Origin of the sequence: Kordia antarctica, assembly GCF_009901525.1 — a bacterium.
GTDB classification, from domain to species: Bacteria; Bacteroidota; Bacteroidia; order Flavobacteriales; family Flavobacteriaceae; genus Kordia; species Kordia antarctica.
In genome coordinates this window covers 818,281-838,151 of record NZ_CP019288.1, presented here as the reverse complement: position 1 = coordinate 838,151, position 19,871 = coordinate 818,281, and the positions used below count along the sequence as shown (strand labels likewise).

Here is a 19,871-nt window from a genome sequence, read left to right as displayed (position 1 = left end):
AAATAAGATGGAAAACATAAAAGTAAAAAGTGCTAAGAGCATCTTGAAAGAATTAATTACTAAAAACATTAAAGTTCAGCTTGATGAAAAGGCTGGAAACATTGAAGTTACAGGTAATGTTAATAGTCTGACACAAGACAATATCCTAGATATCAAAGGATATAAAGAGGAAATTATTGAGTTATTAAAGACAAGAGTCAAATTTAAAAATCAATCTTTCCAAACAATAAAAGAAGCTCCAAAAGGTGAAAGCTATCCATTGTCGAACGCTCAGTTACGACTTTGGATATTAAGTCAATACAGAGAAGCTTCTGTGGCTTACAACATGCCAATGCACATTTATTTAAATGGAAGCTACGAGATTGACAGTTTTAAAAAAGCCATTCATGCAGTTATTGAACGTCATGAAATATTACGTACGGTTTTTAGAAAAAATGATAAAGAAAAAGTATGTCAATGGATACTTAGTGCTGAACAACTCAACTTTAAAATTGACTATCAAGATTACAGAACTTCCGAAAACAGCGATGGAGAAGTAGAAAAGTATGTTTTAGGAGATGCGTACATACCTTTTGATTTAGAAAAAGGGCCATTATTCAGAGCTAGTCTACTGCAATTATCTGAAGATGAATACATTTTTTACTTCAATTTGCATCATATTATTAGTGATGGTTGGTCAATGGAAGTACTCACAGGTGATGTAATGAATTATTATGAATCTTTCGTTTTGGGTAAAACTCCAGAAATCACTCCACTTCGCATTCAATATAAAGATTATACCATTTGGCAACTTGATCAATTAACAAGTAACGGATACCAAGAACATAAAGAATATTGGGAATCGAAGCTTTACGGAAAAATTCCAACGATCGATCTTCCGTCTACGAAAATACGTCCAAGAGTAAAAACATATAAAGGGCATTCATTAAGTACTTTTATAGCAGCAGATGACATCCGAAATCTACGAAAATTCATAGATGCAGAAGGCGGAAGTTTATTCTTTAGTTTACTAGGTATTTGCAATGTATTATTCTATAAATACCTAAGTGAAAAAGATATTACAATAGGTACAATTATTGCTGGAAGAGATCATATTGACCTTGAAGATCAAATAGGGTTTTATGTAAACACGTTGGCATTGCGAACGCAAATGGATTCTAACGAGTCATTTGTAGCATTCTATAATCGATTAAAAGATGATTTAGCAATCGCATTCAACCATCAAGTGTATCCGTTTGATCACTTGGTAGAAAACATCAACTCAAATGGAGATACTTCAAGAAGTGCCATTTTTGATATCATGCTAATACTACAAAATATTGGTGAAGGAAAACGAGATGTATCCGTAGTAGACGAACACATAATATCGGATAGAGGTGCTTGTATTGCAAAATTTGACTTGAATATTACCTTCAAAGAAGAAGGCGAATATTTATCGTTTGATGTTGAATACAATACAGATGTGTATGAAAAAGAAATGGTGATGCAAATAATGAGGCATTTCAAGCAATTACTTCATACAGTTGTATCAAATCCAGAAAAACCTATTGAAGCTGTTGAACTACTATCAGCGGTTGAAAAGAAAGAGTTAATACAAACGCTCAATGATACAGAAGTTACGCTCTCAAAACAGGAAACGATTCTTGATTTATTTCAAAATCAAGTAGTGAAAAGTTCAGAAAAAATTGCAATCGTTTCTGAAGAACAAAAATATACATATGTGCAACTTGACCAATTATCCAATCAAATAGCTGATTGTTTAATTAAGAATTACAACATAGGTTCAGGAGATATTGTTGCCATAAAAATGGAGCGAAACAAATGGATTTTACCTTGTATCCTTGCCATTGTAAAAACGGGTGCTGCGTATCTTCCGATAGATACATTAAGTATTCCAGAAAGAGAACAATTTATTTTAGATGATGCAAATGCAAAACTACTCATAACAACTTCCAACAATGTATTGGATGCTGCTATTTACAAAGGAACACAGTTTGTTGTAGATGCTGATTTTGATCCTACAGCATACGCATCAAAACCTGTAAATAATATTCAATCTGAAAATGATCCTGTATACATTATATATACATCAGGTTCTACCGGAAACCCTAAAGGAACACTAATTCAACATCACGCTTTATTGAATTATATAACTTGGGGTAAAAAATATTATTTAGAAACGCTAGAAGAAATTTCTTTTGGTCTATTTACTTCAATTGCTTTCGATTTAACAGTTACAAGCTTATTTCTACCATTAGTATCAGGCGGAACATTAACAACCTATTCATCTAAAGATATTTCTTTTGTTCTTAAAGATTATATTGATAAAGGCATTTCATGCATTAAGCTAACACCAGCGCATATTACTCTTTTAGATAGTTTAGAACTAAAAAGTGATGCATTAAAAATTGCAATTGTCGGAGGAGATGCACTACATCGAAATCATGTAGATATTCTGAGAAGTATCAATCCTAAGATCAAAATTTATAACGAATACGGACCAACGGAAGCAACAGTTGGCTGTATTGTACACGAAGTGAAGGCGGAAGAACTCATCGTAATTGGCAAACCTATTGATAATACTCAGGTTTACATTATAAACGAGCACGATCAATTACAACCAAAAGGTGTTATTGGCGAATTATGCATAGCTGGTAAAGGACTTTCTAAAGGATATATAAACCAACCTGAATTAACAAAAGAAAAATTTATTGAAAATCCATTCAAAGCTGGCGAACTATTATACAAAACTGGCGATATGGCAAAGAGGCTTCCAGATGGGAATATTCATTTTATTGGAAGAGTTGACGATCAGGTAAAAATTAGAGGACATCGTGTTGAAATTTCAGAAATAGAACAATACATTCTGCAAAAACCAACTATTAAAGATGTTGCTGTAATTGCTAAAAATACGGCAGCGGGTAAAGAGTTAGTAGCCTATATTACAACCAATGAAGAAGAAATAGAAAAAGTATCTGATCTTCACGTATTCTTGTCCAAAAGAGTACCTGATTATATGATTCCAGGTAAATTTATTTTACTTAACGAATTTCCATTGACAATTAACGGGAAAGTTGATAAAGAAAAACTTCAAGAAACAAATGGAAGAGCGCTTTCAAGTGAAGTTGTATACGAAGCACCAACAACTTTTGAAGAAAAATTAATGATGGAAATCCTTCAGGATATCTTCAAGGAAGACAAAATAAGTATCAATGATAACTTTTATCACATCGGTGGAGATTCTATCAAGTCTTTTCAAATCATAAACAAAATAAAGCAAAAAGGATACAGTCTAAAAGTAGAAGACATCTTAATGTATCCTATTATTAAGGAGCTTGCAGAACATGTTGTACTAAATACATACATTATTGATCAATCAGAAGTAATTGGCGACGTAAAATTAACACCAATTCAGTTGTACTTGTTCAATTCACCAACGATCAAAAATTATTCACACAACAACCAATCAGCAGTTTTAAAAAGTAAAGAACCCATACATTCTGAAAGTTTAGAAAAATGTGCACAAAAACTAGTAGCGCATCATGATGCTTTACGGATGACTTTTACACAGACTGAAAATGAATGGAAGCAATACAATACTCCTATAAATAACGATCTTACTTTTGTTACATTCCACGATTTATCTCAAGAAGAAGATAGTCTTAAAATGATGGGAGAATTAGCAAATGACATCCAGAAAAGTTTTGACCTTAGCAAAGGACCTTTATTCAAAATAGGACACTTTAGATTACAGGACGGAGATTATTTAGCATTGATAGTGCATCATTTAGTAATAGATGGAATATCCTGGAGAATTATTTTGGAAGATATTGCAAGTTTATACACCAATATTAAAAAAGAGGAAGAACTGTTATTGCCTTTAAAATCAGATTCCTATAAAAAATGGGCAAAAACATTGCATAGCTATTCACAAAGTGAAGTGCTGGAAAAAGAGCTTGTCTATTGGAGAGAAATGTGTAACCAAGAAATAAAAGGCATTCCAACAGATCGTCCAATTGAAAAAGAAACCCATAAACTTGATGGAACTGCACATTTTGTACTTGATAAAAAGACAACTACACTTTTAAAAACAGAAGTGCCTAGTATGTTCAATACTGAAATCAATGATGTATTGACAACCGCTTTTGGATTAGCCTTAAAAGACGTTTTCGATGTAGATAAATGTGTTATAAAAATGGAAACTCATGGAAGAGAACATATCGTAAAAGATATAGACGTTAGTAGAACTGTAGGTTGGTTTACATCTATATATCCTTTTGTATTAGACAATGCGTCTGAATCTTCAATTAAAAACTTATTAAAAATTAAAAAAGATTTTAGAGATGTTCCTAATAAAGGAATTGGATTCTGGATTGCAAAATATTTAAAACAAGCATCGCTAAAAGAATTGAAACCAACTGTTGAATTTAATTACTTAGGTGATTTTGGAGATTCTGTTGGAGCAGGAGAAGGTGTTTTTGAATACGCATCTGCATATATTGGAGAAAGCTCAGATGCAGGAATCAATAGTGATGTATTAATTTCTATATTAGGAATTGAGGCTATGGGAGAACTTACACTATCATATGCATATCCTACTTCGCTCTTTGATGAAGATACAATGAATGCTTTGATAAAGGCGTACGAAAAGAACTTGCGTGGCTTAATTGATGATATTCTTTCGTCAGAACCTTCTGATTATATAGAAAAAGCTGTTAAAAAAACACACTATCCTGTATCACATAACCAAAGATATTTAATGAATAACGCACAGTCTGTAGGAATGCTAGGTCCGTACTACTACCGTTTTGAGTCGGAAGACAAACTGCGCAAAACATTTCAAAAATTCATAGAACACTATCCAGTTTTAGCTATTAAGTATACGGAGTTGGATGGTGCTATTATTCAAACTCCTATTGCAGCAACAGAAGTAGACTTTGATGTACAAATTGTTAATTATTCAGATGAAGAAAAGGTTGAAGAAATCTCTAGAAATTATTTAACCGACCCATACAAAACTATTGATGGACAATTAATTCGCCTATTTGTTGGTATTAATGAAGATAATGGACAATCTTTTCTATTAGTTGGAATTCATCATTGTCTTACGGATCATCATACGAATACTATTATTGGGGAAAGTTTGACAAACTTTTTGTCAGACATAAAGATAATAGGTGATAAAACAACGAATGTAGATTTTGTAAACTGGCAACAAGAGTTTTTACAATCTGAAACAGGAAATGAATACAGAAAATATTGGAAAAATTTATTGGGAAGTATTACATATCCAACATTAAAAATGTTAAATAGTAAAAATAACACTGGTGATGTATCGGAAATTTTTTACATTGAAAATGATTTACTTTCAAAATTGAATGATATTCATTTAAAAACCAACCTTCCAATAACAGGAGTTTTAATGGCAATCCATAAAAAAATGATGCAAGATATATTTCATGTTGATAGTGGAATACAAATAACCATTGCTAATGGAAGAGAGCAACAAGATGAGAACTTTGACTTTGCTCAAAATCTTGGCGTTATGCATAATCTGTTACCACTTCCTTACACGGAGATCGAATCAGAAGCATATGAAGCTTTTATTAGAAAGGGATATACTGAGTATATAAAAGCTAGAGCGTATCAACAAATTCCATACAATATGATAAAAAATGATTTCAATGCTGAAAAGGGAATAGATCTTGATTCACACACAAAAGGAATATTCAGTTTTAGATATGTAAATAATACAAATTCAGAACAAGAAGAACGAAAAGATCATACAAGAACTACTCCTTTCGAAATGGATAGTAGAATTAATATGACATGTGTGTCTTCAAAAAATAGTATTGAAATAGAATTAGTATACCCAAAAAGCCTAGCGGTAGAAAATAAAGTAGAAAGGTATAGACCTTACTTTATAAATATATTAGAATTATTTACAGAAAACCTATAAAATGTTTACGTTATGACAATAATTAAAATCAGTAAAAAAAACCTAATATTGGTGATTGCAGTATTGCTCCCATATTTAATACTATCTCAAGTGCAACTAAAAGGAACCGTTAAAGTAAATTCAGAAAACACACCACATGCTACTGTGTATCTAGTCGATGCCAATGATAAAGTAGTCGCAGGAACAGTAACCGATGACCGTGGGTATTTGAACATTTGGACCTACAAAGGTTCTTATACAGCTGTGATTAAATATTTAGGCTGTGAAGAATGGTCTAAAAAAGTTTCGCTCAAAAATGACGTACACTTAGGGAACGTTGAATTAGAAGAAAAGCAAAATGCAGCGAGCAGTAAAAAATTTATCAAGAAGCATGACAACTATTACGAACTCTTAGTAAATGCAAACAAAGCGTTCAATGAAAGTTCTCTTTTTGATGTATTACCTGAAGCACCAGGTGTTGCGGTTGTAAAAGACAACATCTTCATTGTAGGGAAAGAAAAGGCGGAAATTATGATAAATAATACCTTGGTTACATATTCTGGTAAAGAATTAATCAAATATCTCAAAAGCATTTCTGCTTCCAAGGTAGAAAATATCGAAGTGTATTTAAAATCAGCTTCACAATACAATATCCCAGATAAGGATGGACTCATAAAAATCAAAATAAATATATAAACAACCAATTCATGAAAAAAAGTTTGTCAAAAATTAATAAAAAAATGTGCATTTTAGCTTTGCTAATAGTTCCATGTTTGGTAATGGCACAAGTTCAAATCACAGGGAAAGTAACAAGTGAAAAAGAATCCATTTCTTTTGCAAATGTTGTTTTAACTGGTGAAAATGATAAAATTATCGGAGGCGCTATAACTGATGAAAATGGGGCTTTTGTTATAAAAACAAATAAGGGCACTTATAAAATAACAGTAAGTTTTATTGGATATACAAATTGGGAAAAAAGCATTGTCGTTGAAGCAGACTTAGACCTTGGAACTATCGTATTAACGGAAAATCCGGAGAGTTTAGGACAAGTTTTTCTTGAAGGAAGAAAAAACTTAATCATTCAAAAAACGGATCGCCTTGTATTCAATGTAGAAAACAATCCTGGTCTTGTTGGTGCAGATGCTTTAGATGCACTTAGAGTAGCTCCAGGTTTAACAATTCAAAACAATAGTGTTGGAATGATTGGAAAAGGAGCTACCGGAGTCATGGTAGATGGACGCCTTTTACCAATAAGTGGAGAAGACTTGGTAAACTTTCTAAGTTCTATTTCTGCAGATGATATAAAAAGTATTGAAATCATTACTAATCCGCCTGCAAAATATGAAGCAGAAGGAAATAGTGGATTAATCAATATTATTTATAAAAAAGGAGTTAGAAATTCATGGAAAAATACCACAACCGCAGCGTATAATCAAAATGAGTTTAGTTACTTTACACTTAGAAACAATTTCTCATACAATAAAAATAAATTCAAGTTATCTGTAAACTTAAACGGAAACACAGGATTTACAAGAGGAATAGAACAAACTGATATTTTCTATCCAAGCGGCACATGGAAAACAGACTTGAGAGGTAAAAGTGAACGAAAAGACTATTCTGGTAGAATTTTACTCGACTATGATATTACTGAGAATACGACAATTGGAATGCAATTTCTTGGAAATGTAGACAAAGGAGGAACAGATGATAGAGCTAGTACACGAATTTTTGATCCTTCAGATGAATTGCAAACATTGTTGTTAAACACAGGAAGAAGTCAGCCAGACGATAACAATAATCTATATAACGTACACTTAGTTTCAAAACTGGATACTTTAGGAAGAGAACTATCAATAGACTTAGATTATTTTGATTTAAATTCTGAATTTAATAGAAACTTTATCACAGAAACATTCTCACCATCTAATCAATTTATTGCATTAAATCAGTCCGCATTAAACATCTCAAATCAAAATGTAGACAATTATAGTGTAAAAGTAGATTTTGAACATCCGTTAAAAGCTGTAAAACTATCCTATGGTACTAAATTTAGTTTCATTAGAAACTCAAGTGATGTACAATTTTTTGACACATTAAGCGGAGATCCTGTATTTGATCCAGCATTATCGAATGAATTTGAATACGAAGAAAATATTCAAGCGGCATATATAAATGCTACAAAATCATTCAATGACAAATGGGAAGCTCAAGTAGGCTTGCGTGTAGAAAATACGAATACCGAAGGATTTTCAAGAACCTTAAATCAAACGACTACGAATGATTATTTTAAATTATTTCCAACGATTTATATTTCGTATCGAAAAAATGACAATCACCAATTTGTGATTAATTATGGTAAAAGAATTAGCAGACCGAGTTTTAGAGATTTAAACCCTTTCCGTTTCTATGTAAATAGTAATAACTTTTCAGAAGGAAATCCTTTTTTACAACCTTCTTTTAGTGATAATTATGACTTTACATATACCTACAAAAGTAACTTAAGAACAAATTTTTTCTTAAACAGAACTACCAACGGATTTGGAACAATTTTTACACCAATAGCAGATATCACTACACAAGTAGTTAGCAGACAAAACTACTTTGAAGATTATAACTTTGGACTTGGACAATCATACGGATACAAAGGATTATCATGGTTGCAAAACAATAATTTAGTCTATTTATTAGGTTCGAAAACTGAATTTTATGATGACATTATTACTGCAAAAGAAATGAATGGGTTCAGACTTTATGTATCATCATACAATACAATCTCTTTTGGGAAATCATCAAAATTTCAAGTAAATTATTGGTATAGTACATCTTATAAAACGAATCTTTTTGACTTTGGAGAAACATATAGTTTAAGCTTTGGCTACAAACAAGATTTCCTAGAAAAAGCACTTCAACTATCAGTACTTATAAATGATGTTTTTGATACTGCAAGTCAGAATAATTTAGTTTCAAAAGTAAATGGAATTAAACAAAACTATACACAAAACTATAGTAACAGATATTTCAGATTGTCATTAACATATAGTTTTGGTAATAAGAAAATCAACGTGGATCAGAGAGGATTTGGTAATGATGAAGAACGAAGAAGAGCAGGAGCCAACTAAACATGAGAACTGAACATAAAGTACAACTATTTCTGCTCCATTTTGCGGGTGGAAGTAGTTACTCCTATGATTTTCTTAGAGCCTACATGGATGATAATTTTGAATTTATTCCATTAGAAATTCCTGGGAGAGGAAAAAGATTTCACGAATCTTTATTAGCAACCAAAGCAGCAGCAATAGAAGATTATACCAAACAAATAAAAAAACTCAGAAATCATCGAAAACCGTATTTAATTTTTGGGCACAGTATGGGAGCTACCTTGGCACTCTCTATTGCGTATGAAATGGAAAAAATTAATGACATTGCTCTGTCTATAATTGTTTCCGGAAATCCTGGTCCTGGAATAAAAGAACCTGAAGATCCTGATAATAAGGGTCCTAGATATTTAATGAATGATGCTGATTTTAAAGCTGAATTGGAAATTCTTGGAGGCATACCTGAAGAAATACTGAATAGTGATGAATTATATGATTTCTTTGAGCCTATAATGAGAGCCGACTTTGCAATTTTAGAAAAAGAAAGCGATTATTCTGAGGAAGAAATAAAACTTAGATCTTCAATTTATGCACTCATGGGTTCTGAAGAAGAACGCTGCGAACACATTGAAAACTGGAAAAAATTCACCAAGGGAACATTTGAATCTAATCTCCTAGAAGGAAATCACTTTTTTATACACGGTCATCCCGAAAAACTTTCTACTATTATTTTAAACAGTTATAAAGATAACTTTTAAAATTAAGAACTTCTTTTTAGAGTACATTCTCGTATCATATTTATTAATCTAACTTATCAATTATGGATTTAACAGACAAATTAATCGTTGAGTATCCAAAAAACATATATTCAGTTAAAGAAAACGAAGTATATATACTAAAATTCAAAACCACCATTCACGTGGTGGATGAGCGAACTCCTTTGACAATTAATCAAATTAAATTATCGGAAAAATCATCTATGAAATTTCGATACTTACTTGGAAGTTTTAATTTTTTATATCAAAAAAGTCGAGAAAAAATCAAGAATGAAAAAATGCGACATTACGTATTCTTCAATGTTTCAGAAGTATTAATGAAATTAGTCATTAGTCTTGAAGAAACTACAAACCAAAAACAAATTGAACAAGTTATCCAGCAAATGGATGTAGAGCGATTAAAAATTAAAGAAATTCTACGCTAAACAATTTTTTGTTTCTTTGAAACAACCTTTATTCCTAAACACTATTATTTTAAAACAAAAAACTATATTATGATACGATTAAAAATTAAAAATATCGTTTATATAATTTTATATGCATTACCCAACACAATTTTAAGTTTTGGTATTGTATATATTATTAACAATGTCCTTTCTGGAAATCAGGCATTTTTAGGAGACCATATGGGAATTGTTTTTTTAGCGTTAATTGGGTATACATATCTTCTAAATATTGTTTTTCAGAAATGGCTAAATAAGTTTGCTTTTGATGTCTTATACGATAATGAAAAGAAAATATTCAATCAAATTTTAAGTGCGCCAATGCGAAGTTTGGAACGTTTTGGTTCAAAACGATTTTTAACAGCGGTTGAAGATTTAAGAACATTTTCTCAGTTGCCATATACCGTTACACATACGGTAAACTCAGTGCTAATGCTAGTACTTTGTTTAGTGTATATGTTTTCCTTATCATCAATATCTGCATTAATTGTTATAGGTTTGATTGCTATAGTCGCTGCCTGTTACTTTGTCGTCATAAACTCCATGTCTAGTCAGGTGTCAACATTAAGGGAATACAACGAAGATTACTATCAATATGTTGGAGATGTAATTGATGGTTTCCAAGAATTAAAACTAAGTTTCTTCAGAAGAACTAATCTAATGAACAAATTCTTAGTGCCAAATAGGGACTTAGCTAAAAAACTAGATTTCAAAATAAGTTATATATTTTTATCTGTAAACCTTATCAGTCAATATGGATTATATGTCGTAATCGCTGTAATTCTATTTGTATTACCAGGAATGGGAATATTGCCTCGCGCTGATGTAATTTCGTATGTGGTAATTATTATGTTTGTTTCAGGACCCATAAATAACTTGATCAATCTACAACAAATGTACACGAGATTTATAGTTGCAAATTCACGAATCAATCGTTTTTTGAATGATTTCAAACTGCTAGCTAATGATGTCAATTTGGAAGTTACAGAATCGTTGGAGTTTGAATCGTTGGTTTTTAAAGATGTTTACTTTTACTATGATGAAGAAAACAAAGAATCTTTTGCATTAGGTCCGATAAATCTGGAAATTAAAAAAGGAGAAACAATCTTTATTGTTGGAGGAAACGGTTCAGGAAAAAGCACATTCATCAATGCACTAACTGGAATTTATGATCCATCTATGGGTGAAATTGCCTTAAACGGAAAAACCGAAAATATAAAAGGTGACTTGCAAAATATAATTTCTTCTGTATTTACACAAAACCATATCTTTTCTAACAATTACGATAACTACAAAATTGAGGGTAATACATTTTACAATGAATGGTTAGAAATAATGAAATTAAAAGAAGTTGTAGCTGATGACAAAGAAGAATCAGCAAGAAGAGGCTTCTCAAAAGGTCAAAGTAAACGTATGTCGCTAATATTTGCGTTACTAGAAGAAAAACCAATTATCGTATTGGACGAATGGGCAGCAGATCAAGATCCACAATTTAGAAAATATTTCTACGAAGAATTAATTCCAAAATTACAAGAAATGGGCAAAACAATTATCGCTGTAACACATGATGATGCCTATTTCCACAATGCCAATCGTATTATCAAATTTGATTACGGACAAATTGTAAGAGACGTTCCTGTAATCAGTAGACAAGAATTGACAGAAAGTTTATGGCAATAAAATAACAGCCAAAAATACATGTATCTTTTTTTGGATTGAGGAATTAACTCTTCTCAATGCTACTATCTTAACTATTATACAAACTCTATGAAACTTACGTTGCCACAACAAGACGTTTACTTTGAGCAATTGTTATATCCTGATGAGCCTATTTATAACATTGGCGCTAAAATCCCAATTGAAGGAATCATTGATGCAAAAATATTCAATCAAGCTTACAAAAAACTAATAGATCAGCATGATGCATACAGAAGTATTGTAATCAATGACATACAAAATCCGCGAATAGAAATACTTGCAGATCACAACTCTGATTTAGGTTTCTTAGATTTTTCTATGGAAAGTAATCCTGATGAAAAAGCAAATCAGTATATGCAAACTATGTTTGGGAAAGCGTTTAATTTTGACGCTAAAAGCCTATTGCATACGTTCATTTTGGTCAAAGTTCATGATACATTTCACTATCTATTTTCTATGTATCATCATATCATTACTGACGGATGGGGAACTTCGGTAATGTTTCAACGCTTAGTACAAAACTATAATGAACTCAGTGAACACGGAAAAGTAATTTCTGAATATCCGTACAGTTATGAAACATTTGTAGAAGATGATGAACTGTATGCAAAATCAGAAGATTATCAAAAAGACAAAGCATATTGGTTAACTAAATTTGAAAACTTACCAGCACCTTTATTCAAAAGAATAGACGAAACCATATACAGTAATAAAAGTAAGCGTAAAACCATTCACATAGAACGATCGGTATACGATAAACTTACCGAAATTGCTAAAGCTAATAGAGCTTCTACGTTTCACATTATACTAGCAACGTTATATTTATATTTCGCAAGAAAACATCAAAATAATGACATTTCTATTGGACTTCCTGTACTAAACAGAGGAAAATCAATATTCAAGAAAACGGTTGGACTTTTCATGGGAATTTCCGCATTGCGAATTCCGCTAGATTTTGATGCCTCTTTTGAAGAATTAATCCAAACCATACGACAACAATTACGTCAAGACTATCGCCATCAGCGTTTTCCCTTAGGGAAACTAATTCAAGAAAAAGGAGTTTTCAAAGAAAGAGAACAACTATTTAACATTACGCTTTCCTATGAAAAGCAAGATTATGCAGATCATTTTGCAAATACCAAAACGAAGGTAATTCCGCTAACACATCAATCAGAACGTGTTGCTTTGGCAATCTATATTAGAGAATTTGATGTTTCAGAAAGTGTTACCATTGATTTTGATTACAATACCAATTATTTTGAAGCGGAAGCTATAAGTCAAGCGGTAATGCATTTTGAAGAATTACTTCAAAGTATTATTAAAAATCCTTCTCAAAAATTATCAGACTATTCATATATAACGAATACTGAACAGCAACAATTAATACATACGTTTAATGAAACTGAAACTCCTTTGCCTAAAAAAGCTACGGTACTTTCAGCATTTAATGAAGTCGCTAAAAAATATTCCACTAAAATAGCAATTCAAGATTTTGAAAAACAATACACATACGCAGAAGTAGATCGTATTTCAAAAGCAATAGCATTAGAAATACAAGATCGCTTCAGCGGAAAAGATACAGCACCAATTGCAGTGCTAATGGAACGTTCGGCAGATTTAGTCTTAACATTACTAGGAATATTAAAATCCGGACATTCCTATATTCCTTTAGATCCTAGCTTTCCAAAAGAACGACTCAACTACATTACAAAACATAGCAATGTAAATTGTGTTGTTGGAAATAAGGATTTAAAACATTTAATAAATTCAGACGTAGTTTTTATTGATGTTGAAAAGTTAATTCATTCCAAAAAACATTCAGATCAAGAATTAAAAGAAGTCACATCAGAAGCTTCTGCTTATATTATTTACACCTCAGGATCAACTGGAAATCCAAAAGGTGTTGAAATAGGACATGAAGCATTAATTAACTTTTTACAAAGTATAAAAAATCATCCTGGCGTAGAAAATCATGATATTCTCTACTCTGTAACGACGCAATCATTTGATATTTCTATTTTAGAATTTTTCACACCTCTAATTGTTGGAGCAACATTATACGTAGTAGCAAATAAAACGTTAGACGATCCTTTAGTCATAATTGATGAAATACAAAAAGTACAACCTACAATAATGCAAGGAACACCAAGTTTCTATCAAATGTTGTACAATGTAGGTTGGAAAGGTGATCAACAATTAAAAATATTATGTGGTGGCGATTTGTTAAGTGAATCATTAGCGCAAAAATTATTGGACACTTCGTATAAAGTTTGGAATATGTACGGACCAACGGAAACGACAATTTGGTCTAGTATCAAACCAATTCTTTCTGCTAAAGATGCTTCAAACATTGGAAAACCAATACAAAATACTTCTTTCTATATTTTAGATGATTACATGCAATTACTTCCTGTAAACACTCCTGGAAAAATATACATTGGAGGAAAAGGCTTGGCAAAAGGATATTTCAAAGATGAATATTTAACAAGTCAAAAGTTTATCAAAAATCCTTTCAAACCTGAAGAAATCATATATGATACAAGTGATTTAGGAAAATGGACAATAGATGGAGAAATTGAATTCTTAGGACGAAATGACAATCAAGTAAAAATTAGAGGTTATCGTATTGAATTAGGAGATATAGAAACGCAATTAAACGAAATAAAAAATATAAAATCGTCGGTTGTAATTGCAAAAAAGCGCAAAGATCATGAAGTATTTTTGGTTGCATATTTAATCTCAGAAAAAGAAGGTTTTGACTATGAAGAAGTAATCAAACACTTGCGAAGCAAACTCCCTGAGTATATGATTCCATATACGCTAATTGCTATTGATGAATTTCCGCTAACACCAAACAAAAAAGTTGACAGAAAACAATTAGCACAATTAGAAACCATACAAAATAGGGCAGAAGAAGTAGTAGTACTTCCAACAAGCAAACAAGAAAAAGAATTATATAAATTCTATAAAAAAGTACTCGAAAGAGATGATGATTTCAGTATCTCTACAAGTTTCTTTGCTTTAGGCGGACATTCTTTAAATGCTGTAAGACTTATAGGTTTAATCGAAAAGAAATACCAACAACGACTTTCGTTAAAAGATATATTTAACTATCCTGATATTAGCTCGTTGGTTAATTATTTACAAAACAAATCAACTAGCACGCTACAAGCAATTACACCTGTAAAACCTCAAGAATATTATCCGATAACATTTCCGCAATACATGATTTGGTTGGCGTCGCTTCAATCAGAAAAATCGATTGCTTACAATATGTCTGGTGTATATACTATTGAAGGTGAAATGAGCAAAGAATTGTTAGAAAGAGCATTTCTTGGAATCATCCAGAAATATGAAATCTTCCGAACTAATTTCATCGAAGTAAACGGAAATCCATACCAAAAAATCAACTCTACAACAGAAGTAAATTTTTCGGTTGATGAGATGTATACAACTTCAGATAAATATGATGATGCTGTAAAAGAATATACAAACAAAGAATTTCAGCTTGAACATGATATGCTCATCCGAGTTGCGTTATTTCATACAGAAAACCAAAACTGCACCTTAGTATTTACAACACATCACGTAATGATGGACGGTTGGTCTTTAGAAATCATAGTAAAAGAAATCACCTCGCGTTACAGTGCTTTGGCAACACAAAAATCTCTTACAGAAGAAAAACTCGACTTTCAATATAAAGACTTTGTCGTATGGCAAAATAATATTGAACAACAAAACGAAGCAAGCAATCGAGAATTTTGGACAAACTATTTACAAAAACACCAATGGAAAACTTTAATTCCCTACGATTATAGTGTTTCAGAAGAAAAATACACGGGAAGTTTTCACATATTTCATTGGCCGAAGAAATTCATGGATGATTTAAATGAAATTGCAGTTCAAAACAACGTAACACTTCATACCTTACTCATGACTTCTTTTCATGTATTACTTCACAAGTTATATGGAATAGATGATATATGTGTCGGAACCATAAATTCGGGACGTACTTTTTCAGGCTTGGAAAATCAAGTTGGAATGTTTGTAAAAACATTACCGTTGCGAAGTAGCGTAACATCCAATGATTCCTTTCTCGCACTTATGAAAAACATGCATGAAAATTTACTAACGGTAGATGAGCATCAAGATATTACAGAAGATGTATTGAATACATTGCGTTTTGAAGCGATTCTAGTATTACAAAACCAAACATTTAATTATGGAAAATTTGACCTCACAGAAGATGTTGCTTTGCACATGAGTCCTGTAATTACAAAATACAATAGACTTCCTTTACTAATTGATTTTTCTGTAAAAGGAGAACATCTCAGAGGATCTATTCTTTATGATACCACAAAATATGAAGAAGAAACTATGAATTTCTTTACCGTAAAATATGAAAAATTTTTACAACAAATCTTATCAGACATAACAACTCCAATACATGCTATTGACATTGATTTCGCTTTCGAAAAAGAAGAAACAATTTCCATAGATTTTAATTTTTAACACTCACTAAACTAGCCACATATAATGAATTTCAAAATGACACGAACAACTATCATACTAAAGCTATTTATTTTTGCCATTGTCTTTAGCGGATGGTCTCAAAATGTATCCTTGGATAAAGCAGATTCCTTTTTTCCATATGCAGATATACTAAATGAAGACACAATTACTTGGCATTACTTATCCGTTCCAGAAAACTGGGAAAAACCAGAAAGTAATACCATAAAAATTGCCGTTTCGGTACTAAAAAACAAGGCAAATTTAGAAAATGCGCCAGCAGTTGTATTCATACAAGGTGGTCCAGGAGCTAGTGGCGTACAAAATATTGGTTCATGGGTAAATCATGTATTGCGTGAAAACAATGACATTGTCCTATTTGATATCAGAGGAACAGGATATTCAGAACCACGACTTTGTCCTGATCTTGGAGCAGAATTTTTAACCATTCTTGCAAAAAATCAATCACCTGAAAAAGACGAAGAAGACAAAACAAATGTAGCATTCTCTTGCAAACAAGAACTAATCAAAAATGGAGTAGATACAGATGCGTATCACAGTTTATCGGTAGCGAAAGATTTAAATGCATTACGATCAAAGCTTGGATATTCCAAATGGATAGTTTATGGCGCTTCTTACGGAACGTATATGGCGCAAGTCTATGCGAGTTACTATCCAAATGATGTACAATCGCTCATCTTAGATTCTTCCATCGCAGATATTTCAGACTATTACACTGAAAATACAAGCAATTACATGACAAGCCTTGGTAAAGTGTTCAACGCTTGTAAAAATGATGCAGACTGTAATGCAGAATTTCCAAATTTAGAAGAAGACTATTATGCAGTGATTGCAGATTTAACAGACAATCCAATTACGGTTTCTGTTAGTAAAAATATTGTAGAATCGGAAGAATTTACATTCAATGCGGAAGATTTTAAAATTGCAATTCAACAAACACTTTACAACAAACAATTTATTGAAATAATGCCATTGCTTATTTCTCAATTTAAAGAGAGAAACAAAGATGCATTAGGAACTTTAGTAGCTTCTTTTTCTAGTTTGCTTGGCTTAGATTATGGAGTATATTACTGTGTAAGTTGTAATGAAGCTTTGCCAAACAATGATATACAAGTATTTGAATCGAATGCTGCCCAATACGGAAAACTAAAAGGCGGACTTTCTTTTTATAAATCGGACTTTAAAGTTTGTGAAAAATGGAATCTTAGCAAACCAGATTCTTTAGCACAAAATTACGACTTAAGTGGATTGGCAAATGTTGACTTTCCTGTAATAGTAATCTCTGGTGAATATGATCCAATTACGCCTTTGACAAATGGTGAAAAAGTAGCGAAAAAATTCAAAAATGCATACGCGGTAACTGGATATACATACGGACATGTTCCAGGGTTTACATTCATAGGAAATGAAGTGATCGGCGCTTTTACAAAAAATCCTTCGCAGCAACCTGATGCAGAAGCTTTTAAACAAGCAGCAAAAATGCAATTGGTGAGTAACGTTACGGTAAATCCAGGCGTATCAAATATGGGGAATAGTATTGGTCAAATGGATCCTCTATTTCTTGCTCCGCTAGCGATAGCATTTCTTATCATGATAGCTTACATATTTATATACTCATTCAATTTAGTTCGAAAAAAATATCAAGGAGTATCCAATAAAATTATACGTATAATCACCATAATTACTTCCATTATAGGATTGGTAACCATTACAGGACTCGTACTCGCACTTTTAGAAGTAATGAATAAAAACTTCTTCATTTTAGCTTTTGGACTTCCTGAAAACTTCAATTATTTATTCACGCTTACGATAGTTTTTACTGCACTTACCTTAATTTCATTGGTATTCTTTATTGTGAGAATCAAAAAAATATCAGATAGAAGTATCATGTTATCAGTATTATTTTCTCATATGCTGTTAATTACATACATGTTTCATTGGGGAATTATTTCATTGTAATTGTGTAATTAAATCAACAAAAAATGAAAAATACCATCTTATTTGATACGTATAATGCATTTATAGAAAAGCAGGAAGCGGCTATTCCTCACATAATAGACAACGATAGTGAAGCAATTCACTGGTTTTTTAGAGGATTTAAATACCCTATTTCTTCATGGCCAGTAATTATAAACAAAGAACTTACAAAAGATCTTGAAGAAATAAGTACATTCATTCCAAGGGTTTTGCAAAAAGTTCCATCATTATACTTCAATAATGAAATAGATAAAATTGCTGACTTTTATTTTAAAGGGAATAAAAATACCGCAAAATTCTCCTTAATGTGTCATGAAAAAAATGTAGACGTAAGTTGTCGTTTAGACTTAACATATACTGAAGATGGTTTTAAAGTATTAGAAGTAAACATGGGTTCATCAATTGGAGGAATGGAGTTTCAAAACTTTGAACCAATTATCAGAGAATTGCATCCAGAACTTACAAAATCTTCTAATAATAATACATATGAGTCAAAAAAAACACAAAGCATCTATGTAAATTTCTTAGTGAATAAAGTCCTAGAATATGTATCTGGAAATCCAGAAGAAATCAACATTTTTTTAGTCAGTGAAGCACATCAAGATGCAAATCTAAAAGAAACAATTCGCGGATTTTACAATGAATTACTCATAAATGAACTCAATAAAAGAAACCTAAAAGGCACGGTTTATTTAGATAGTATTTCAAAGCTAAAGTTTACAAACAAACAATTATCCTATAATGATAAAAGTGTTCAAGCTGTTTTAATTTTAGACTTTGCATTAAACAATATCACACCTGATGTTTTCAAAGCACTAATTACTAACAAAATATATTTCCCCGATCATTTGGGAACTATGTTTCTGAGAGACAAAAGAAACTTGGCATTGCTAAGACGATTAGCCATTGAAAAGAAATTTGAAGCTTCTGAAAACGAAAAAATTCTAAAATGCATTCCTTGGACAGAAATCGTAGCAGATGTAGAACTTAACTATGAAGGAGAAATCCAGAATATGATTACACTATTACGAGCGCGCAAAAACGAATTTGTAATTAAAATATCTGATGGTTTACAAGGAAATGATGTTTTTGTTGGAAAATTTTTAACCGCACACGAATGGGAAAAAGCCATCATACATAGTTTGGAAACTAAAACATACATCGCTCAAAAATTTAGCGATTCAATTGATTTATATGCTCCAAATAATGACAACCAATGGATTCCACACAAACTAGTTTGGGGAGCTTTTGGTTTTGGAGAAACCTATGGAGGCGCTTGGGTTCGTATGTCTGCCAATAAAAATGACTCAGGAATTATTAACTCAGCAACTGGTGCAATAGAAGCAATTGTTTACGAATACAATACCTAGTGTAATGGAAAGCAACAATAACATTAGTTTTTTAAAACACAATT

Annotated in this window: 9 protein-coding genes; all 9 read left to right on the top strand. The window is 31.7% G+C overall.

The annotated features are described in order from the left end of the window. Positions 1-7: 7 nt before the first annotated feature. The 9 genes from IMCC3317_RS03610 (at position 8) to IMCC3317_RS03570 (ending at position 19,827) form a co-directional block, all read left to right on the top strand. A complete protein-coding gene (locus tag IMCC3317_RS03610) occupies positions 8-5,959 on the top strand; it encodes a non-ribosomal peptide synthetase (protein WP_160128142.1) in 5,952 nt (1,983 codons plus the stop codon). Positions 5,960-5,971: 12 nt separating this feature from the next. Beyond that, positions 5,972-6,634, top strand: a complete 663-nt coding sequence (locus IMCC3317_RS03605) for a carboxypeptidase-like regulatory domain-containing protein (RefSeq protein ID WP_160128141.1) — start codon at positions 5,972-5,974, stop codon at positions 6,632-6,634. Between the two features lie 11 nt (positions 6,635-6,645). Continuing rightward, the gene (locus IMCC3317_RS03600; RefSeq protein WP_160128140.1) at positions 6,646-9,057 is read left to right on the top strand and encodes a TonB-dependent receptor domain-containing protein; all 2,412 of its coding nucleotides are present in this window, start codon (positions 6,646-6,648) and stop codon (positions 9,055-9,057) included. 2 nt (positions 9,058-9,059) lie between these two features. Continuing rightward, the gene (locus IMCC3317_RS03595) at positions 9,060-9,791 is read left to right on the top strand and encodes a thioesterase II family protein (protein ID WP_160128139.1); all 732 of its coding nucleotides are present in this window, start codon (positions 9,060-9,062) and stop codon (positions 9,789-9,791) included. A 62-nt stretch (positions 9,792-9,853) separates the two neighbouring features. Next, a complete protein-coding gene (locus IMCC3317_RS03590; protein ID WP_160128138.1) occupies positions 9,854-10,234 on the top strand; it encodes a hypothetical protein in 381 nt (126 codons plus the stop codon). 69 nt (positions 10,235-10,303) lie between these two features. After that, a complete protein-coding gene (locus IMCC3317_RS03585) occupies positions 10,304-11,932 on the top strand; it encodes an ATP-binding cassette domain-containing protein (RefSeq protein ID WP_160128137.1) in 1,629 nt (542 codons plus the stop codon). 87 nt (positions 11,933-12,019) lie between these two features. Then, positions 12,020-16,462 (top strand): non-ribosomal peptide synthetase, encoded by a 4,443-nt coding sequence (locus IMCC3317_RS03580; RefSeq protein WP_160128136.1) that lies wholly within the window; start codon positions 12,020-12,022, stop codon positions 16,460-16,462. Between the two features lie 36 nt (positions 16,463-16,498). Further along, entirely contained in the window at positions 16,499-18,439 is a 1,941-nt protein-coding gene (locus IMCC3317_RS03575) for an alpha/beta fold hydrolase (protein WP_160128135.1), read from the top strand. Between the two features lie 23 nt (positions 18,440-18,462). Beyond that, positions 18,463-19,827 carry a hypothetical protein gene (locus IMCC3317_RS03570; RefSeq protein WP_160128134.1) on the top strand — a complete coding sequence of 455 codons (1,365 nt, stop codon included), beginning with the start codon at positions 18,463-18,465 and terminating at the stop codon, positions 19,825-19,827. The last annotated feature ends 44 nt before the right edge of the window (positions 19,828-19,871 follow it).